At 38.6% G+C, this 18278-nt stretch carries 19 protein-coding genes; 6 read left to right on the forward strand and 13 right to left on the reverse strand.

Annotated features, from left to right (window positions below):
• Positions 1-22 precede the first annotated feature (22 nt).
• The 4 genes from GJS41_RS01955 to GJS41_RS01970 all read right to left on the reverse strand — a co-directional run bounded on the left by GJS41_RS01955 (position 23) and on the right by GJS41_RS01970 (position 2890).
• Positions 23-985 (reverse strand): beta-ketoacyl-ACP synthase III, encoded by a 963-nt coding sequence (locus GJS41_RS01955; protein ID WP_370515668.1) that lies wholly within the window; start codon positions 983-985, stop codon positions 23-25.
• Between the two features lie 28 nt (positions 986-1013).
• Entirely contained in the window at positions 1014-2093 is a 1080-nt protein-coding gene (gene plsX / locus GJS41_RS01960) for a phosphate acyltransferase PlsX (RefSeq protein ID WP_154245660.1), read from the reverse strand.
• 89 nt (positions 2094-2182) lie between these two features.
• Positions 2183-2347 carry a 50S ribosomal protein L32 gene (gene rpmF / locus GJS41_RS01965; protein ID WP_154245661.1) on the reverse strand — a complete coding sequence of 55 codons (165 nt, stop codon included), beginning with the start codon at positions 2345-2347 and terminating at the stop codon, positions 2183-2185.
• 21 nt (positions 2348-2368) lie between these two features.
• Entirely contained in the window at positions 2369-2890 is a 522-nt protein-coding gene (locus tag GJS41_RS01970) for a YceD family protein (protein WP_154245662.1), read from the reverse strand.
• Positions 2891-2915: 25 nt separating this feature from the next.
• Between GJS41_RS01970 and GJS41_RS01975 the strand changes: the two genes are divergently transcribed.
• On the forward strand, positions 2916-3638 hold the full coding sequence (locus tag GJS41_RS01975) for a nucleoside triphosphate pyrophosphatase (protein WP_370515594.1): 723 nt from the start codon (positions 2916-2918) through the stop codon (positions 3636-3638).
• 27 nt (positions 3639-3665) lie between these two features.
• Here the strand turns inward: GJS41_RS01975 and GJS41_RS01980 are convergent, their stop codons facing one another.
• The 3 genes from GJS41_RS01980 to GJS41_RS01990 are packed head-to-tail and all read right to left on the reverse strand — an operon-like array spanning position 3666 to position 6190.
• A complete protein-coding gene (locus GJS41_RS01980; protein WP_154245663.1) occupies positions 3666-4721 on the reverse strand; it encodes a cysteine synthase A in 1056 nt (351 codons plus the stop codon).
• A 3-nt stretch (positions 4722-4724) separates the two neighbouring features.
• Complete coding sequence (locus tag GJS41_RS01985) at positions 4725-5438, reverse strand: hypothetical protein (protein WP_154245664.1); 714 nt, start codon at positions 5436-5438, stop codon at positions 4725-4727.
• Between the two features lie 5 nt (positions 5439-5443).
• Complete coding sequence (locus GJS41_RS01990) at positions 5444-6190, reverse strand: fructosamine kinase family protein (protein ID WP_154245665.1); 747 nt, start codon at positions 6188-6190, stop codon at positions 5444-5446.
• A gap of 136 nt (positions 6191-6326) precedes the next feature.
• On the opposite strand from GJS41_RS01990, the gene rimK reads away from it, so the two are divergent.
• Both rimK and GJS41_RS02000 read left to right on the forward strand, forming a co-directional pair.
• Complete coding sequence (gene rimK, locus GJS41_RS01995) at positions 6327-7241, forward strand: 30S ribosomal protein S6--L-glutamate ligase (RefSeq protein ID WP_154245666.1); 915 nt, start codon at positions 6327-6329, stop codon at positions 7239-7241.
• Positions 7241-7663, forward strand: a complete 423-nt coding sequence (locus GJS41_RS02000; RefSeq protein ID WP_154245667.1) for a RimK/LysX family protein — start codon at positions 7241-7243, stop codon at positions 7661-7663. The genes rimK and GJS41_RS02000 overlap by 1 nt, the downstream gene beginning before the upstream one ends.
• Here the strand turns inward: GJS41_RS02000 and GJS41_RS02005 are convergent.
• The 3 genes from GJS41_RS02005 to GJS41_RS02015 form a co-directional block, all read right to left on the reverse strand.
• A complete protein-coding gene (locus tag GJS41_RS02005; RefSeq protein ID WP_154245668.1) occupies positions 7637-8317 on the reverse strand; it encodes a hemolysin III family protein in 681 nt (226 codons plus the stop codon). The genes GJS41_RS02000 and GJS41_RS02005 overlap by 27 nt on opposite strands.
• 128 nt (positions 8318-8445) lie before the next feature.
• Positions 8446-9399: a sensor domain-containing diguanylate cyclase gene (locus GJS41_RS02010; RefSeq protein ID WP_195758317.1), complete on the reverse strand. Its 954-nt coding sequence runs from the start codon at positions 9397-9399 to the stop codon at positions 8446-8448.
• Positions 9400-9589: 190 nt separating this feature from the next.
• Entirely contained in the window at positions 9590-11623 is a 2034-nt protein-coding gene (locus GJS41_RS02015) for an FAD-dependent oxidoreductase (protein WP_370515669.1), read from the reverse strand.
• Positions 11624-11876: 253 nt separating this feature from the next.
• Here GJS41_RS02015 and sppA point away from each other — a divergent pair, with 253 nt between their 5' ends.
• From sppA to GJS41_RS02030, 3 genes are all read left to right on the forward strand, one after another.
• On the forward strand, positions 11877-13751 hold the full coding sequence (gene sppA / locus GJS41_RS02020; RefSeq protein WP_370515595.1) for a signal peptide peptidase SppA: 1875 nt from the start codon (positions 11877-11879) through the stop codon (positions 13749-13751).
• A 163-nt stretch (positions 13752-13914) separates the two neighbouring features.
• Positions 13915-14934, forward strand: a complete 1020-nt coding sequence (gene ansA, locus GJS41_RS02025; protein WP_154245670.1) for an asparaginase — start codon at positions 13915-13917, stop codon at positions 14932-14934.
• A 100-nt stretch (positions 14935-15034) separates the two neighbouring features.
• The gene (locus GJS41_RS02030; RefSeq protein WP_195758318.1) at positions 15035-15622 is read left to right on the forward strand and encodes a heme-binding protein; all 588 of its coding nucleotides are present in this window, start codon (positions 15035-15037) and stop codon (positions 15620-15622) included.
• A 39-nt stretch (positions 15623-15661) separates the two neighbouring features.
• On the opposite strand, the gene GJS41_RS02035 is transcribed toward GJS41_RS02030, so the two are convergent.
• The 3 genes from GJS41_RS02035 to GJS41_RS02045 all read right to left on the reverse strand — a co-directional run bounded on the left by GJS41_RS02035 (position 15662) and on the right by GJS41_RS02045 (position 18197).
• The gene (locus tag GJS41_RS02035; protein WP_154245672.1) at positions 15662-16918 is read right to left on the reverse strand and encodes an alanine dehydrogenase; all 1257 of its coding nucleotides are present in this window, start codon (positions 16916-16918) and stop codon (positions 15662-15664) included.
• An 11-nt stretch (positions 16919-16929) separates the two neighbouring features.
• Positions 16930-17247, reverse strand: coding sequence for a YeaC family protein (locus tag GJS41_RS02040; RefSeq protein WP_227551226.1), 318 nt, complete (start codon positions 17245-17247; stop codon positions 16930-16932).
• 134 nt (positions 17248-17381) lie between these two features.
• A complete protein-coding gene (locus GJS41_RS02045; RefSeq protein WP_154245674.1) occupies positions 17382-18197 on the reverse strand; it encodes an ion transporter in 816 nt (271 codons plus the stop codon).
• Positions 18198-18278: the final 81 nt, after the last annotated feature.

The raw sequence follows: 18278 nt of genomic DNA on the forward strand, positions 1-18278 counted from the left end.
TCATGACAATTTAACTCTTAATTTAATATCGAATTAGAGCGGAGCCCCAAGTAAAGCCACCGCCAAAACTCTCCAACAAACATAAATCGCCACGTTTAACGCGGCCATCCTTAATCGCTTGATCCATAGCAAGTGGAATCGATGCGCTGGAAGTATTGCCATGCTGATCGACTGCAACAATAACTTTATCCATTCCGGCGCCTAATTTTTTTGCGGTAGCTTGAATAATTCTTATATTGGCTTGATGCGGAATTAACCAATCAATATCTTCTTTCTCAAGATTATTAGCGGCTAGTGTTTCATCCACGATCGCACTTAATGTTTTAACTGCTACTTTAAATACTTCATTACCACGCATAACAATTTGTGGTTCAGGATAGTCCCCTAATTGACCACGAATGCCATTGTTACCAAATAGTAAGTCGCCATAAGAACCATCAGAATGAATATGAGTTGATAAGATCCCTGGCTCATCGCTAGCGGTTAATACCGCAGCGCCAGCACCATCACCAAAAATCACACAGGTACTTCTGTCTTCCCAATTCATTAGACGTGATAAAACTTCTGTACCCACGACTAAAATATTTTTAGCAAAGCCTGTTTTAATATATTGATCAGCAATACTTAGACCAAATATAAAACCAGGACAAGCTGCCGTCACATCAAATGCAGGGGCGCCATTAGCGCCAATAGCATCACCAATATAACAAGCAGTTCCTGGGAACATTTTATCTGGAGTAGCCGTTCCAACAATAATCATATCAATGTCTGAACCAATAACACCTGCATCAGCCATTGCCCTTTTAGCAGCTTCAATGCCTAAATCAGAAGCATTTTGGTCATCGGCTACGATATGGCGCTTTTTAATACCAGTCCTTTCTGTGATCCATTGATCCGTCGTATCAACAATTTTTTCTAAGTCTTCATTCGTTAAGACTTTTTCCGGAAGGTAGCTTCCTAAACCTAATATTTTTGAATTCTTCACTTTGATACCTAAATTATTAGCACTTGCTTTATTCACTTGTTTCTTGTGCGTTTAACAGATCCGAAATTTTATTTTGAATCTTTTGTGGAACCTGTCGTTCAATCTCAATAATGGCTTTATTGATAGCCGCCAAAGTGGCTTTCTCATCAGCCGAACCATGACTTTTAATCACAATTTCGCGTAATCCTAACAGACTTGCACCATTATACTGGTCGGGGTTGATACGCTTTTTAAAAGCATTTAATACCGGTTTAACCATTAGAGCCGCCAGTTTATTTTTCCAGCTTGAATCAAACTCTGCTTTTAATCGATCATACAGGAATCGTGTAATCCCTTCACTGGCTTTCAAAACGTTATTGCCCGTAAAACCATCGCATACAATGACATCCACATCGCCGTTAAATATCTGATTAGCTTCGATATAACCGCAATAATTGAGATCTGCCTGTTGCTGTAATAAACCAGCTGCCAACTTGATGCTATCACGTCCTTTTATTGCCTCTTCACCAATATTCAGCAAAGCCACTTTCGGCTTAGTCACTTGTTCGCTAATAGCTTCAGCTAGTACTGAGCCCATAACGCCAAATGTAGCTAACTGCTCACTTGTGGCTTCAATATTAGCGCCTAGATCAAGCATATGGGTTTCTGTTCCCTGACGATTAGGCAGCTCAGCGACTATCGCAGGCCGCTCAACTCCTGACAAGGTGCCAAGCAAAAGAGTGGCCAAAGCCATTAAAGCGCCAGTATTGCCAGCGCTAACACAGGCTTGCGCTTGGCCATCTTTAACCAGTTCAATCGCTTTACGCAATGAAGAGTCGGCTTTGGAGCGGATGGCACGGCTTGGTTTTTCGTCCATAGCAATAACTTCACGAGTATCTTGCAAGTGAATACGCTCATGAAAACCAGGATGTTTTTTGATTAGAGGGCTAATTTCTTCTTCTTTACCCACTAAAAAGAGGTGTAAATCAGAATGGTTAGCTAAGGCTTTTAAAGCCGCAGGAATAATAACTGAGGGGCCGAAATCGCCCCCCATACAATCTATTGCCAACGTTTTATTATTAGCAATAGACTTATTTTCTTTTTGAGTCTGACTGAATGATTGATTCATGCAGTCTAGTATAGTAAATCAGTAGCTTATATACCAATCTTATTAAACTGGTTTAAGCTTTTCTCGCTCAAAAACTGACGAGAACTGAATTAAACTACTTTACGACCTTTATAGAAACCATCTTTAGTCACGTGGTGACGACGATGTACTTCACCAGTTTCGCTTTCTACTGATAAAGTTTCCGCAGTCAATGAATCGTGTGAACGACGTTGACCACGACGTGAACGAGTTACTTTACTCTTTTGAACAGCCATTTCAGTCTCCTGATATATAATCTAAATCTTTAAATTTTTTAACGCTGCGAAAGGATTTTCTTTCTCAGCCTCTTCATCTGTTAATTCTGGAAGCTCACCTACTTCGTATACTTCCAACGCTTCGCACTCACCAAATAATGGTATCAGTGGAAGCGATAAAATCAGCTCATCTTCAACCGCTGACTTTATATCTAATCCATCTTCCTCAGTTAATACAGCCTCACCATCTTCTGGCACTGACTTCATTTGCTCCTCATTATAACAAGGATACAAAATTCGAACATGCTCCATCTTATGGATAAATGGCTCTGTACAACCTTGGCAAACCAACTCTACTTCTCCTGAAACCTCAAGCTTCAGCATTCTTCTGCCTGTATCATAGTCTTTTAGACCATTGATTTTACAAGCAATTTCTCCCTTGTCAGAGTGTAACTCCAAACAAAGTCTATCGAAATATGCTGTCGCGAAGATCCCATCAATAAGCTTGCCAACTTCGGCAAATTTAAAAGGATCGATCCGCTCAGGAAAGCTACGAGTCGCCATAGGCGCGCAATGATACCCATATCTTGTGTCTGAGTCAAAAGAAATGCCACTAAAAACCACTATTTTTCTAGGGTTTAGCATCATTTTCTTGCTTTCTAAAGATTTTCACTCAAAAATGAGTCAATTTTATAAAAAACTCATCTTTGAAAGTCATTTATCAATGAAAAAATATAATAAAATCATCCTGGCCTCCTCCTCTGTCTATCGAAAAGAATTGCTCAGTAGAATTCTTGATAATTTCGACTGTCTATCTCCTGATATAGATGAAACCCCTTTCCCTGATGAAGAACCTATTGAGCATGTAGCTCGTCTGGCGCAACAAAAAGCATTAGCCATTGCAGTCAAATATCCACAATCTATCATCATTGGTTCAGATCAGATTTGTGTATTGGATGGAAAAATCATGGGCAAACCAGGCAATCAAACCAATGCAATCGAACAACTCACTAGCTGTTCTGGTAAAAGCGTCTATTTTTATACCTCGGTTTGCGTCACTAATGGAATCAGCGAGCCCAATGATATTAGTGTAGTCACAACTAAGGTCACATTTAAAGAATTAACCCAGCAACAAATCAAAAACTATATCGAACGTGAGAATCCAATTGATTGTGCGGGATCTTTTAAATGCGAAGGTCTAGGAATCCTGTTGTTTGAAGCTATTGAATCTAAAGATCCAACTGCTTTGATTGGCCTGCCGTTAATTGAAACAGCTAAATCTCTAGCTAAATATAGAGTTGTTCCTCTTTAACTGCATTATCGCAGCCTTATAAAAGTATTATTTAAGGTTAACAATTTGCGTTAGCGGATAGCTTAGGTATCGCTGATAGAGTTGCTCAATGGTTTCCTTGTTGGGGTCAATCCCTTTTTCAGCCAAGAACTGAGGGTTGTAAAGCTTCGAGTAAGAACGCTCGCCACCATCACAGGCAAAGGTCACGATAGTACTATTGGATTGACCATTTCTTTCGGTTTGAGCAGCCACAAATAATGCTCCAGCCAAATTCAAAGCTGAACTACTACCAAGCACAATCCCATCCTTATCCCGTACAGAACGAGAAATAGTCACTAAATCCTGGTCAGGCAAAGTTATAGCCTTATTAATTTTGGCAAGTCTAAAATTTTCTACCGTACGCATAATACCAATGCCTTCAGTAAAAGAACTGCCGCTAGCTTTATAATCTCCATCTTTTAAATAACTATAAATACCCGAACCGTCAGGATCGACCAGCCAAGTTTTAACGTCTGAGTTTTGCTCTTGCAAATAGCTTGAGCAACCGGCGATAGTACCGCCCGTTCCGCAGACCGAAACTAAAGCATCTATCTTACCATCCGTTTGCTGCCAAATTTCTGGCCCTGTGGTTTCATAATGCGCTTTATAATTACTAGTATTTTCAAATTGGTTGGCCCACCAATAATCATCATTTTCTTCAGCAAGCCGTCTCGCGGTATGATAAAAATGATTCGGATCGGCGAAAGGACAAGGTTCGACTAAGTGTAGCTTAGAACCATGTAAAGCAATCATTCGCTCTTTCTCGATGGTTTGCCCTTTTGGCATGACCGTTAACATTTCAAAACCAAGAGCCTTTGCTACCAGCGCCAAACCGATACCTGTGTTGCCAGCGGTTCCTTCAACAATAGTCATTCCCGGTTTTAATTGACCTGAATCAATAGCATCTAAAACCATTTGCAAAGCAGCTCTATCTTTTATTGAGCCGCCAGGATTTTGGTATTCACATTTCAAAAGAATAGTTGAACCACTTAATCGACTAAGTGATGGTACCTTGACGAGACTGGTATTCCCTATTGTCTCTGCAATGCTATTTTTTATACTCATAATTTAACCTGCTGCAACCGAATAATATCCCACATAAATACCCATCAAGAAAACTGTAATTAGTAAGTAAATCAAATTAAATATGATGAATGCTGAGAAGTACAAAATCTTAAATGCAGGGCCCCTGCTTTCAAAACACTTTAAAGTAGCCCAAAAGAAATAAATGATATTGATTATGAAAATCAAAAACTGAAGATTCGTATAAAAGTCTATTGAGAATAAAACGCCTATATAAGAAAGAAGATTCAACATAATCATTTGACCAGAAATATAAGCATTAAGAATAAGGTGTTTCAAGTAAGTTTGCTTATCCGATTTAAACATTAAGAAAGTAAATGCAGCGGTTAGCGGCAAAAATACAATGGTTATATAGGCCAAATAACGATTAAATGATGTCACCATGGCCGTTACAGCCTCTTGACTGATAGATACCTTTTGTTGAGCGCTGCTGTTTAGGCCTAGAGCAAACTCTTCTGCAAAACTATTAACAAAATCTTTTGGGATGACAAACTCCCATAAAAGCGCATACAAAATGCCTGCAATAATGATGTAGCGCACAGGTGGGAAGAAAGCATCTTGTTTATTCCAGTAACTATCAACAACAAGCTTTGGGTTTAAAAACATTTGTTTAAAGGTTCCGGGAAAGCCCTTATCTAAATCAAAAATATTGCGTATTGCTTCACCTAAGAAGCTAAATAGGGATTGTTGTTCTCGCATAATGTTTATATTGCCCTTATTATATTTTTACAGCTGTTAAAGTAGCTTTCACCAAACAGATTATAATGATTTAAATAATGATATAAATTATAAATTGGTTTCTTTTGTCGATATTCATCAGTTCTGGAATATATAGCGTCATAACCATCATAAAAGCTTTGGCTAAAGCCACCAAACATTTCAGACATTGCAATATCTACTTCTCTATCCGCATAATAAACCGCAGGGTCAATTAGCCAAGCATTCTGCTCATCAAACAAAACATTTCCTGACCATAAATCTCCATGCACTAAACTTGGATGTATCTTTTTATGGTTCAATAAATTGATTATGGACCGTTTTTTTGAATCAAGAGTATTCCAAAAACTTTCTTGAGTTGGCTTATCTTGAATTAAACTCACTTGATATAACAATCGATACTCAAAAAAGAAAGTACCCCAATCTTGCGACAGCAGGTTTTTCTGAAAATTTCGCCCAATATAGTTGTCAGTTTTGAAACCATAATTCAGCTGTTTTTCGTAATGAAGTTGAGCTAAGCTTTCACCAAAACGAAACCATTGAGCGTTTGTTGGAGTTTGCTGGTTGATTGTTTCTAAAACTAACTTTTGATTATTTACCTCAATAACTTCGGGTAATTTAATAAAATCATTATCTAAGAGGGCTAATTGCTGATGCAAAACCTTCAAGCCCTCAGCTTCCCGAATTAACCAATCCTTATGCTCACTATCGTTTGTTTTGATAAATGCTAACATGCCAGGAACCCTCTATCTTTCAATAAGTTATAAAGCATAATTAAAAAGATTGCTAGAAATGAAATTTGTGATAAATTTGCAGCTTGAACCTAAGATTTTGTGCGTTTTTTGCACACTCGATTTCCTGGAAATTTGCATGAAAATAGGCATTTTATCACGTAACAAAAACCTCTATTCTACACGCCGATTAGTTGAAGCTGCAGAAGCCCGCGGTCATGAAACACATGTAGTTGATGTTTTAAAGTGTTACATGAACGTTACCTCTAACCGCCCGACCGTTCACACTAAGGTAGATGACGAGGATCTTGTTTTAAGGTTTGATGCTGTAATTCCAAGAATTGGCGCTTCTATTACCGCATACGGTACCGCGGTTTTAAGACAGTTTGAGGTAGCTGGCGTATACTCTGTCAATGAATCCATAGCAATTACGCGCTCTAGAGATAAGTTACGTGCACATCAGCTATTGGCAAGAAAAGGCGTCGGTATGCCAATTACCTCATATGCACATTCGGCAGATGCTACCAATGAGCTCATTAAATCGGTTGGTGGTGCTCCCTTAGTCGTCAAAATCATTGAGTCAACTCACGGGAATGGCGTCGTATTGGCTGAAACCAACAAAGCTGCTGAAGCTTTAATCAATGCATTTCGCAGTTTAAGTGCGGATTTCTTAGTGCAAGAATTTATCAAAGAAGCCAGTGGTTCAGATATTCGTTGTTTTGTGGTTGGCGATAGAGTTATAGCCGCAATGCAGCGAACCGCAGAAGAAGGCGAATTTCGTTCTAACTTACATCGCGGTGGTGAGGCGACTCTGATCAAATTAAAGCCTGAAGAGAGAGCTTTAGCGGTACGCGCAGCTAAAGTGATGGGCTTAGATGTAGCTGGCGTTGATCTGATACGCTCAGCTCATGGTCCATTGGTGATCGAAGTAAACTCTTCGCCAGGTATTGAAGGCATTGAAAAATCAACCGGCAAAGATGTAGCGGATGCCATTATTAAATATATAGAAAAGGATGCTTTAAAAGGCCCAAACAAACCTAAGGGTAAAGGTTAATGTTAACTGTTGGTTGGTGTGAACTTGCAACTTTAAGCGAATTGGGTATTTTCAATTTACCTGTGAAGATCGATACCGGCGCAAAAACCTCAAGTATTCATGCGGTTAATATCGAAACTTTTCAAAAAGAAGAAGAGCTTTGGGTTCGCTTTAATACGACTGACACTTCTGAAGCCATTAAAGTTATTGAAGCACCTGTTTTTGACCAAAGAGACATCACTAGCTCTAATGGCATTACTGAGACTCGTTTTGTTATAAAAACCTCACTTCAAATGGCCAACCAGTCTTGGTCTATAGAGTTGACTCTTGCTGATCGTTCTAAAATGAGATTTAAAATGTTGTTAGGGCGAAAAGCTATGGACAACATCCAAGTAATACCGTCTAAAAAGTGCTTACTAAAAAACGTAAATATAAATAGATAAAAAGTGGCAAACCGCCCCGCCTAATACGAATAGGTGCCATATGGCATGATTATAAGGAATTTTTCCATCAGCAGCATAAAAGATTGTGCCGAAGGTATAACTTAAACCACCTGCTAATAATAACCAAAGACCACCGGCAGGTACCTTCTCTAGCATCTCAAAGATTGCAATAACGACAATCCAGCCCATCAAAATATAAGCAATTAATGATGCTTTAGGAAACCGATGTTTAAACTTTAACTTAAAGATAATACCGGCAACGGCCAACAGCCAAATCACTCCAAACAACCACCAGCCCCAAGCGCCATTTAAACTAATTAATAAATATGGCGTATAAGTTCCAGCAATAAGAGTATAAATCGCGCAATGATCTAAAGTTTTAAATATTTTCTTAACTTTGGCAGAACGAAACGAATGGTATAAGGTTGATGAGGTAAAAAGGATAATTAAACTGATACCGTAAACAATACCTGATGCCAGCTTCCAACCATCATCTGCGATCATAATCATCATGGTCAAAGCCGCAACGCCCAAAAAAGCACCAAGCGCGTGACTAATAGAGTTAGCTACTTCTTCGCCATGACTATATTGGTAATCATCGTCGTAAATATCAAACGACGGCTCTTCAATATTTTCCGTTATTGTTTCAGTCATTGGTATCAGTGGTGTTTAACAGGAATGGATAGATTCTAGCAACTTATAATAGAAATTACTCTGGTTGTTTTCTATTTTATTAAAATAAATAAGGAAGTGAGATAGGTGTATAGCTTTGAATAGAAAGCTTATTCATCTTCATAAAAACAATAAGTGTTTTTTCCATTATTTTTTGCTGAATACATGGCCCTATCTGCAAGCTTAATCAGCTTTCTAGGGCTTTGAGCGCTTCTTGGATAAAAGGAAATTCCGATAGATAAAGAAGCTATCATTTGTTCGTTAGCAATATTAAATCCATTAGACAAGTCTTGGTATATTCTTTCTATAACGTTTAGTACTAATTCCTTTTTGTCGACATTATCCAAAATGACTACAAACTCATCGCCACTTAGCCTTACTAAGGTATCAGGAACCCTAAGCGAGTTTCGAATGCAAGTTGAAAAATTGACTAGAAACTCATCGCCTGTTGCGTGCCCATAATTATCATTGATTTGTTTAAAATCATCTAAATCTAAAAACAAGAGTGCAAAGGTTTTATGGGGATAAGACTCAAGGTCAGTTAATTTATCTAACTTCTGGAATAAGTAAGTTCTGTTAGGGAGTTGAGTTAAGGAGTCATGAAGAGATCGATAAGTAGCAATTCGCTCTTGAGTTTTATGCTCTGTGATATCAGAAACGGACCAAACGATGCCTTCTATTAAACTATCTCTTAATACAGCTTCAGAGGTACAAAAAAGAACCTTGCCATCTTTAGTTTCTAATACAAGTTGCTGCGGCTCATAATAATCCTTGATAGGAAGCAGAAAAACCCGCTCCATATCCTTAGCATTTTTTAAAATACGATTAGCGTAAACTAACATTTCTCTAAAGTCAGGCATGTCGTCTTCATCTAGAGTTATATCTAAAATTTGCAGAATTTTTTTATTAAAACACCGAATAGTTCCGCCTAATCCAAGGTAAAATATTCCAATAGATGTATTATTAAATGCATCTTTCAGTACATCACCTTTTGCGCAACTAGGTTCTTTAACTGCAGAACCTATAATCTCGACCTGTAAATTATCCTTAATATGACGCCCCATATGATTGAACCCCAACCGCATCTATTAAACACAATAAAACATGTTTAAAACTTATACAGTCAGTTTACAATGCAAATATGACTTGTCAAACAATCAATGCAAATATGACTTGTTAAACAATTAAGTAAAAAATTGATTATTTCCTTATTATTTAGATAATTAGCGTGCAAACTTAAAGCAAAGTCTTCATTTAAATAGCTATGGCTAACTCTGTTCCTTGTCGTATTGCGCGCTTAGCATCAAGTTCGGCAGCCACATCTGCACCGCCTATTAAGTGTGTTTTGATACCTTTTGACTCTAATGCGTCTTGTAAAGCTCGCAGAGGAGTTTGGCCAGCACAAATAATGACATTATCAACTTCAAGAAGCTCTTCCTTAGAATCTCTAGTATGTTCAATCAGCAAGCCCTTGTTGTTAATCTCTTTATATTGAACCCCCGAAACCATCTTAACTTTTTTATGCTTCAAGCTAGCACGATGGATCCAACCAGTAGTTTTACCTAGCCCCTTGCCCATCTTACTCTCTTTACGCTGTAGCATTGTGACTTGTCGTTTTGATGGCTCAACTGTATTTTGTGATAAAAGGCCGCCAGGCATTTCATATAAGGCATCAATGCCCCACTCTTTTAACCACTCGTCTAAATCTAGAGTTGGAGAATCTCCTTCGTAAACCAAAAACTCTGAAACATCAAAGCCAATACCACCAGCACCAATCACGGCAACTTTTTCTCCCACTGGTTTTTTATGTTTGAGTACATCGATATAGTTCATGACTTTATCGGACTCAATACCTGGAATATTAGGCATTCTAGGTGTTACTCCAGAAGCCAAAACAACTTCATCAAACTCGCTTAAGTTATCGATTGTGGCTTCTGTTTCTAAATGAAGCCGAACATCAGAGAGCTCTAATTGTCGCTTAAAATAATTAACCGCTTCAAAGAACTCTTCCTTCCCTGGTATTTGTTTGGCAATATTCAACTGGCCGCCTACTTGATCGGATTTATCAAATAAGTGTACCTCGTGTCCACGCTCAGCAGCTTCTAGAGCAAAAGACATACCTGCAGGGCCTGCTCCTACTACCGCTAATTTTTTCTTTAAAGACTCATCTTTAATTGGAATCGAAACTAACTCGGTTTCGTAACAAGCTTTGGGGTTTAAAAGACAAGATGCTCTCTCACCTTTAAAAACATGATCTAGACATGCCTGATTACACGCGATACAAACGTTTACTTCATCGGCTCTATCTTCTTCAGCCTTAACCACAAAATAAGGGTCTGCCAATAATGGTCGAGCCATAGACACCATATCTGCAGCTCCATCTTGTAGTATTTCTTCAGCAACTCCAGGAGTATTAATTCGGTTTGAAGTAATTAGAGGCACTGAAACTTCATCTCGTAACTTTCTAGTGACCCAAGTAAAAGCACCTCTTGGCACAGAAGTTGCAATAGTTGGCACCCTAGCCTCATGCCAGCCTATACCTGTGTTAATAATAGTGGCTCCCGCTTTTTCAACTTCTTTAGCCAGCTGTACGACTTCTGGCCAACTAGAACCATTTTCCACTAAATCAATCATCGATAAGCGATAGATAATAATAAAATTCTCACCCACCGCTTCGCGTACCGACTTAATGATTTCTAATGGGAAGCGAATTCTATTTTCATAAGAACCACCCCATTCATCGGTTCTTTTATTGGTTCTCTTAACAATAAACTGGTTAATCAAATAACCTTCAGAGCCCATAATTTCGACACCATCATAACCGGCTTTTTGAGCCAGCTTAGCGCTTTTAGCAAAGTGTTTAATCGTCTTGTTAATGCCACGTTTAGAAAGTGCTTTCGGTGTAAAAGGCGTAATTGGCGATTTTAACTTTGAGGCTGAAACAGAAAACGGATGGTAGGCATATCTTCCTGCGTGTAGAATTTGCATAGCGATTTTACTGCCTTCTTTATGCACTGCATCGGTTACGACTTTATGATGCTTGACTTGCCAGCCGAAACTTAGCTGAGATGCAAATGGTGATAAACGACCTCTAAAGTTTGGCGAAATACCACCTGTAACCATTAGAGCCACGCCACCTTTTGCGCGCTCGGCATAAAAAGCAGCCATCTTCTCATAGCCACCTTTCTCTTCTTCCAAGCCAGTGTGCATCGAACCCATTAAAACGCGATTTTTTAGTTGAGTGAAGCCAAGATCTAATGGTTCTAATAATTTTTGGTATTTCACGATTTATCCGCCCATTCGTTATCTACAAACACTTGTTTTTCATGAGTTTACTGGTATAACCAGTAGCTATCAAGCTCATTCCATAGTTTTGAAGTCCTAAAGAATAAAGTTTGTAATATTTAATTACAAATTGCTGTGAAATTGACTGTTTTAGAAATGAAGTATTAACATCCCTATGGTTTAATATTCATTGAACATTGGACAACAGTCCTTAAAAACTGTTGTCTGTTATTTTTATAACTAGAAGGATAAATTTGTGGCTCAACCAACTTCAATGATAGGTAAATTCTTTTACCGTATTTGGAAAACAATCGATGTAGCTGGTCGTTTATTAATCGGCTTGCTCGCTATTTTTGCCTTTGTTTTCTTGATCCGTGGCTGTGTTAAAGGTCCAGACCTGCCAACTTTTGATAAAGGCTCTGCTTTAATTCTTGCACCAAATGGTGTTTTGCAAGAGCAACTGACACATACCGACCCAATCCAAGAGATCATTAATGAGGCTCAAGGAAGTCCGATTGTAGAAACTTCAGTTGGTGATATCGTCGATGCGCTTGAGTACGCAAAAAATGATGACAAAATTAAAGTCTTAGTTTTAGCCCCAGGTGCCTTACAAGGTGCTTATGGAGGTATTTCTAAATATCAAGACGTGCGCAAAGCTTTGGCGGACTTTAAAACCAGTGGTAAAAAAATCATCGCTAACGCCGATAATTATTCACAAGCACAATATTACTTAGCTTCTATGGCAGATGAGATTTATATGAATCCGCAAGGCATGATGATGCTTGAAGGTATGGGGCGTTACCGTACATATTACAAAAGCGCGATTGATAATGTTGGTGTAAAAATCAATTTGTTCCGCGTAGGCACTTTCAAGTCAGCTATGGAGCCTTACATCCGCGATTCTATGTCTGAAGCCGCTAAAGAAGCTAACTTGGAATGGTTAGGCGATTTATGGTCAGCCATGAAATCTGAAATTGCTCAATCGCGTGGTATCAATGAAGCAAAGCTGGATAACTTTATTAATAACTTCCCTGAGTTACTTACCGCCGCAAATGGTAATGCCGGTAAACTGACATTAGAGCAAGGCTTTGTTGATAAGCTTATGACGCGTGGCGACTTCCGCAAGTATATGACGGAATTAGTAGGTATGAATGAAAAGAAAACAACCTACAAAAATATTCATTTCAAAAGCTATTTAAAAGCCAAGCGTCCAATTATTGAGTTGCCGGTTGGTGGTAAAAACCAAATTGCAGTGATTGTTGCTAAAGGTAGTATTGTCGACGGTTCACAAAGAGAAGGCACTATTGGTGGCGATTCCACAGCTAAACTGATTCGCAAAGCTCGTATGGACGACAAAGTTAAAGCGATTGTCTTACGTGTAGACAGCCCTGGTGGTAGTGCTTTTGCTTCAGAAGTGATTCGGGCTGAATTAGAACGTGCACAAGACGAAGGCAAGATAGTTGTAGCTTCTATGGGTGGTATGGCTGCATCAGGTGGTTACTGGATTTCTGCAACCGCAGATGAGATTTGGGCTCAACCTACAACAATTACTGGCTCAATTGGTATTTTTGGTATGATCCCGACTTTCCAAGATCCTGCGAATAAACTCGGTGTTTTTGTTGATGGTGTGGGCACTACTAAATTTGCAAATGCAATCAACCCACTTCAAGATCTGTCTCCTGAAGTAAGGAGCGTTATCCAAAACATGATTGAAAATGGCTACGATGAATTCTTAGCGCTAGTAGCTCGCGGACGTAACATGACAGTTGAGCAAGTTGACCAAATCGCCCAGGGCCGTGTTTGGTCAGGTATCGATGCTAAACGTTTAGGTCTAGTAGATGAGCTTGGTGGTTTAGAACAAGCCATTGAGTCAGCTGCTAAACTTGCTAATGTTGAAGATTACTCTGTTAAACAGTTTAAGCGTGAGCTTACTGAAAAAGAAATTTTCATGAAAAATTTATTAGACAATGCTGAACTAACGGGATCGTTACAAGCGTTAGGTTCTGCTGACGTTAAAACCAATCCTATGATTCAAGCTTTGACAAATGAAGTTAAACAAATCATTAACTCATTCAGTCAATTCAATGATCCAAATCATGCCTACGTTCACTGTATGTGTGAGATAGACTAAGTATCAATTAAAAGGCGACCTTTGGTCGCCTTTTCCTTATCTATTTTTCAGTCTTAGTCCTCTGCCTTTATCTTTGCTTAACTCCAATTAGGTAGTTTTAAAACCTTTTTATATTAAAACATTCTCGCTATACTTGCAGCCATAAAATAAAATCCGACTCGCTATGGCAAATTCTAAAAAAGTTTATATCGCTTACACAGGTGGCACCATTGGCATGAAACCTAGTAACAACGGTTTTATTCCACAAAATGGTTTTTTAGAACAGACACTAGCTAGTTTCCCCGAATTTAATCATAAGCAGATGCCGCAAATCACCATTCATGATTATGCCGAACCAATCGACTCAGCAAATATGTCTCCTGAAGATTGGTATCTTATTGCAAAAGATATAGAAAAAAACTATCACCACTATGATGGTTTTGTGGTACTCCATGGCACTGACACTATGGCCTACACAGCCTCGGCTCTATCCTTCATGCTCGAAGGTTTACAAAAACCAGTCATTATTACCGGTTCACAAATTCCGCTGACGCAGTTAAGAACTGATGCCAGAGATAATATTATTAATGCCATTTATCTTGCGGCGAATTACCCTATTCCTGAAGTTAGTTTATTTTTTCATGACCATTTACATCGAGGAAATCGTTGCACTAAAACTGATGCTGATGGCTTTGCTGCTTTTTCTTCTCCAAATATTCCACCTATTGCCAGTATTGGTAGCAAAATAAAAGTTAGGGATCATCTAATATTTAAGCAACATCGAACTGAACTGAACGTACAAAGATTTAGTTCACCAAAAATAGCCATCTTAACTTTATTCCCAGGTATCTCTGCTGAGTTTGTCAGTGACTTTTTGGCTCAACCAAATTTGGATGGTGTGGTTCTACAAAGCTATGGTATGGGTAACGCGCCTATCAACAATCAACCTTTAATCGAAGCGCTGAAAGAGGCTTGCGACAAAGGCATGGTAATAGTCAACTGTACTCAATGCTTGCAAGGTAGCGTTAATATGAGCACCTATGAGACAGGAAAAATTTTAATTGATGCTGGCGTTATTTCTGGTTTTGATATGACCACCGAAGCGGCCCTAGCTAAGCTCTACTATTTATTTAGTCGCGATCTCAACATTGAGTTAGTGCGTGAAAAAATGATTACTAACCTCCGTGGCGAATTGACTATTTAATACTGTTAAAAAACTCCCCGTTTACATTTTCTTCACCTTCACTTCTCAGCAAATTCACGAGCCAATGATTATCATAAGTTTTTTAGCAGAGGATAAAGCTATGTTTAAAAAACTCATCATTTCTAGTCTCGCCCTATTGGTGTCGTTACTATCAAATAACGCTATGGCCATTGAAGAACCCAAATATAAAGTTTTAAAAACTGCTGAAGATTCCAGCGAAAACTGGGAGTTAAGGCACTATGAAAGTTTTAATATTGCTAAGGTTTACGTTAAGGCTGGAGAAAACAACGCTAGCAGTTATGGCTTTAGACCTTTAGCTAATTATATTTTTGGCGGCAATGACGAATCAAAAAAAATGGCCATGACAGCTCCGGTAATGCAGCAATCTATTGATGATAATTTGCACCAAATTTCTTTTGTGATGCCAGAGAAATTTAATCTTGAAGACTTACCCAAACCTGATAATCAAAAAGTTAAGATAGAACAATACCCTGAGTCAAAATTTTTAGTGGTGCGTTTTTCTGGGGGTTGGTCTGCAAAGAAATGGAAAAAAAGAGCACTAAAGCTACAAGAACAAGCGGAGAAAAACAATTTTGAGGTTTTATCCACACCTATCTATGCAAGATATAACGATCCATGGACACCAAGTTTTTTTAGAAGAAACGAAATTTTAATTGCCGTGAAGTAAACCAAGTAAGCTTTTTAATAAAAGCTTACTTTAATTAACTTATAGAAACTCTTTTAAATATTGATACTTTGGCGTTAGCTCACCTTTGTAAGTAATCACCGCTTCTTTCAAATCATCCGGTAAGCCGCACTCGGCAAATGATTTGCTTAAATCCATTGCCATGATTTGCGGAGCATAGGTTTTTAACGCTTCTGAAAAATCATTGGAAGCATCGATCGGTAATTCACAAGGCAAGTTATCGATTGACATGATCGTAATACCATCCCAAGAAATACCATCTTCTGATTCATCATTATCAATATTATAAGTAAAGGCTGGAGTATCGATATCTGAAGCTTTAGTAGTGCATTCTAAGCTACCATTGATATCGCAAGAAATATCACCAATCACTAGCGGTAACTTTTCCTTATGCTCGAGCATACGACCTTTATCTAAATGCTTAGGATATTTTTCTTCCCAATATGGCGTTTGTAATAAAATATTAAATTGCCCTAACACTTGATCAAAAGAGCTTTGGTAGGCTTTAACTCCCTGCTCTACGAAATCATCCATATCAAACTCGCTGCCATCAATACGCTTATTAATATGACGAGAAGAAAGCACAGCGTAGAAACTACCATCAGGTAAGTTCCCTGCCAAGAAATCTTCAGCAGAAACTTTTGGCAAGCCTAACCATTCACACACTTCAATAGAACCTTTACCGACTTTACCCGTGCCAACCACTAGTGCTCGAATTGGCTCACCTTGTTGTAAATCATAAGTCGCTAAATGTTCTTTTAACTGTTCCACCGTGCCATAGTTATAAGTCATTTGAAGATTCGATAAGGGCGTTGAAAGCTCTTTTTGCTGTAACTTCTGACCAAGGATATGGAAACTATCTACTGCACCGGCAATACCTGCATAGCGGCCAAAAGCGATGGTTCTTTGACCTGTCGCTGGATCTACAATAGGTTCATAATCAAATAAGGTGGCTTCTTCATCTAAGAACTTTTGTAATAAAGGCATATTGTAGTCTTGACCTTTAATGGTATGCGAGAATGCCAAGTGAACTTGTCTGTGCCTAATTGAGTCGACTGGCGGTTCTTTGATCCCTAGAACAAATTCTGCGTTATCTGGATGTGCTGGATACTTCACGCCAGCTTCTTGATACTCGCTATCCGAGAAAATTCGAATATCACAAGGCTCTAACTCTATCTCTAAGTCTTTGGCGACAAGCATCTCCACCGCTTCAGGTGTTAGTGGCGCTCGTTTTTCCCATTGGTTTTTGTGCTCTTTGCGAATAATCGTTTTTAACATGCGGACTCAGTCTATGATTCGTTATCGTCGGAAGTATCGGTTTTAATTGAAATGGATGATTCTATGCGATGTTTTTCAGTGCTAGAAAGGCCACTAAATTCACTTCGTATTTTTTTGCCAGTGATCAGTTCACCCTCTTTAGATACCGTAAAAGGCTCGTCATTCTGCTCTGAGAATCGTGCTCGATAGAGCATGATAGCTTGAATACAGGACTCTTTTTGCTCAGGACTTAACTGCTGACCATCTGGCCACTTACCAGTTTCAACTGCTTCAGCAAAACGAGCAATCATATCAGGTGTCAGTGAGTCTATTAACTTTGAATAATCCATAAAGAGTGATCCACGGAATAGCATCCACAGAAGTGTTTAAAACGACCTTTTTGAAAGTGGCGCAATTATGCTTTATTTTGTGCTGAGATTCCAGTCTGGCTGGTCAATTGAGCTCTTTCCAGACAAAATAAGATCTATGACTTGTTTTGTTGGTTTCTGTTTGCCAAGCCCATCTCAAGCTCCTGTAGTTTCTGTCGCACTACTACAATGTTATGTAAAATATCTTCTTCCGTTTTCTGGGTTTGCTCAAGCACGACTCTTTGTTCTTTTATCTCATCTAAGTTATTGATCACTAATGCAATAAATAGGTTCACAATGATAAAAGTCCCGACCACAATAAAGCTCACGTAATAGATCCAAGCCCATTCATGATTGGCTAAATCTAAATACATGACTTCTGTCCAACCTTCTAAAGTCACGACCCTAAACAAGGTTAACAACGAAGTTCCTAAGCTGCCCCAGAACTGGGGATTGGTTTCATGGAAGAAGTGATAACCGGCAACACCATAAATATAAAATAAAACCATCATCAAAATCACTACATGGAACATTGAAGGAATGGTCTTCAATAAAGTGCTTACAATTAGGCGTAGTTCTGGCAAAGCTGATAACAAACGAGCAACACGTAATAGCCTTAATAAGCGTCCTATCATCGCGTACTGCCCAGCAAACGGTATTAGCGACAAGACTACTATGGAAAAGTCAAAAAGATTCCAGCCATCGCCAAAATAACGCCCAAACTTCGGTGCCACCGCATAAATTTTTAAAATAGCTTCTATAACAAAGATGACTAAAATCACTTGATTAGCTCTTTGAATTAAAGATGCTTGAGTCTCAGTAAGCCCCGATATAGTTTCCATACCTATCAAAATGGCGCTGACCAAAATGGTTGCAATAATGAAATACTCAAAAAACTTGCTATTAACTAGCTTGGCGATTTTGACTTGCATAGGAATTTGAATTCAGAGTTATAGTTTTAATTTATAGAGCTAAATTATCATTAAAAAAGATGCCATTCAATTACAGTTTGT

Source organism: Kangiella sp. HZ709 (assembly GCF_009674675.1).
In the GTDB taxonomy this organism is placed as follows: domain Bacteria; phylum Pseudomonadota; class Gammaproteobacteria; order Enterobacterales; family Kangiellaceae; genus Kangiella.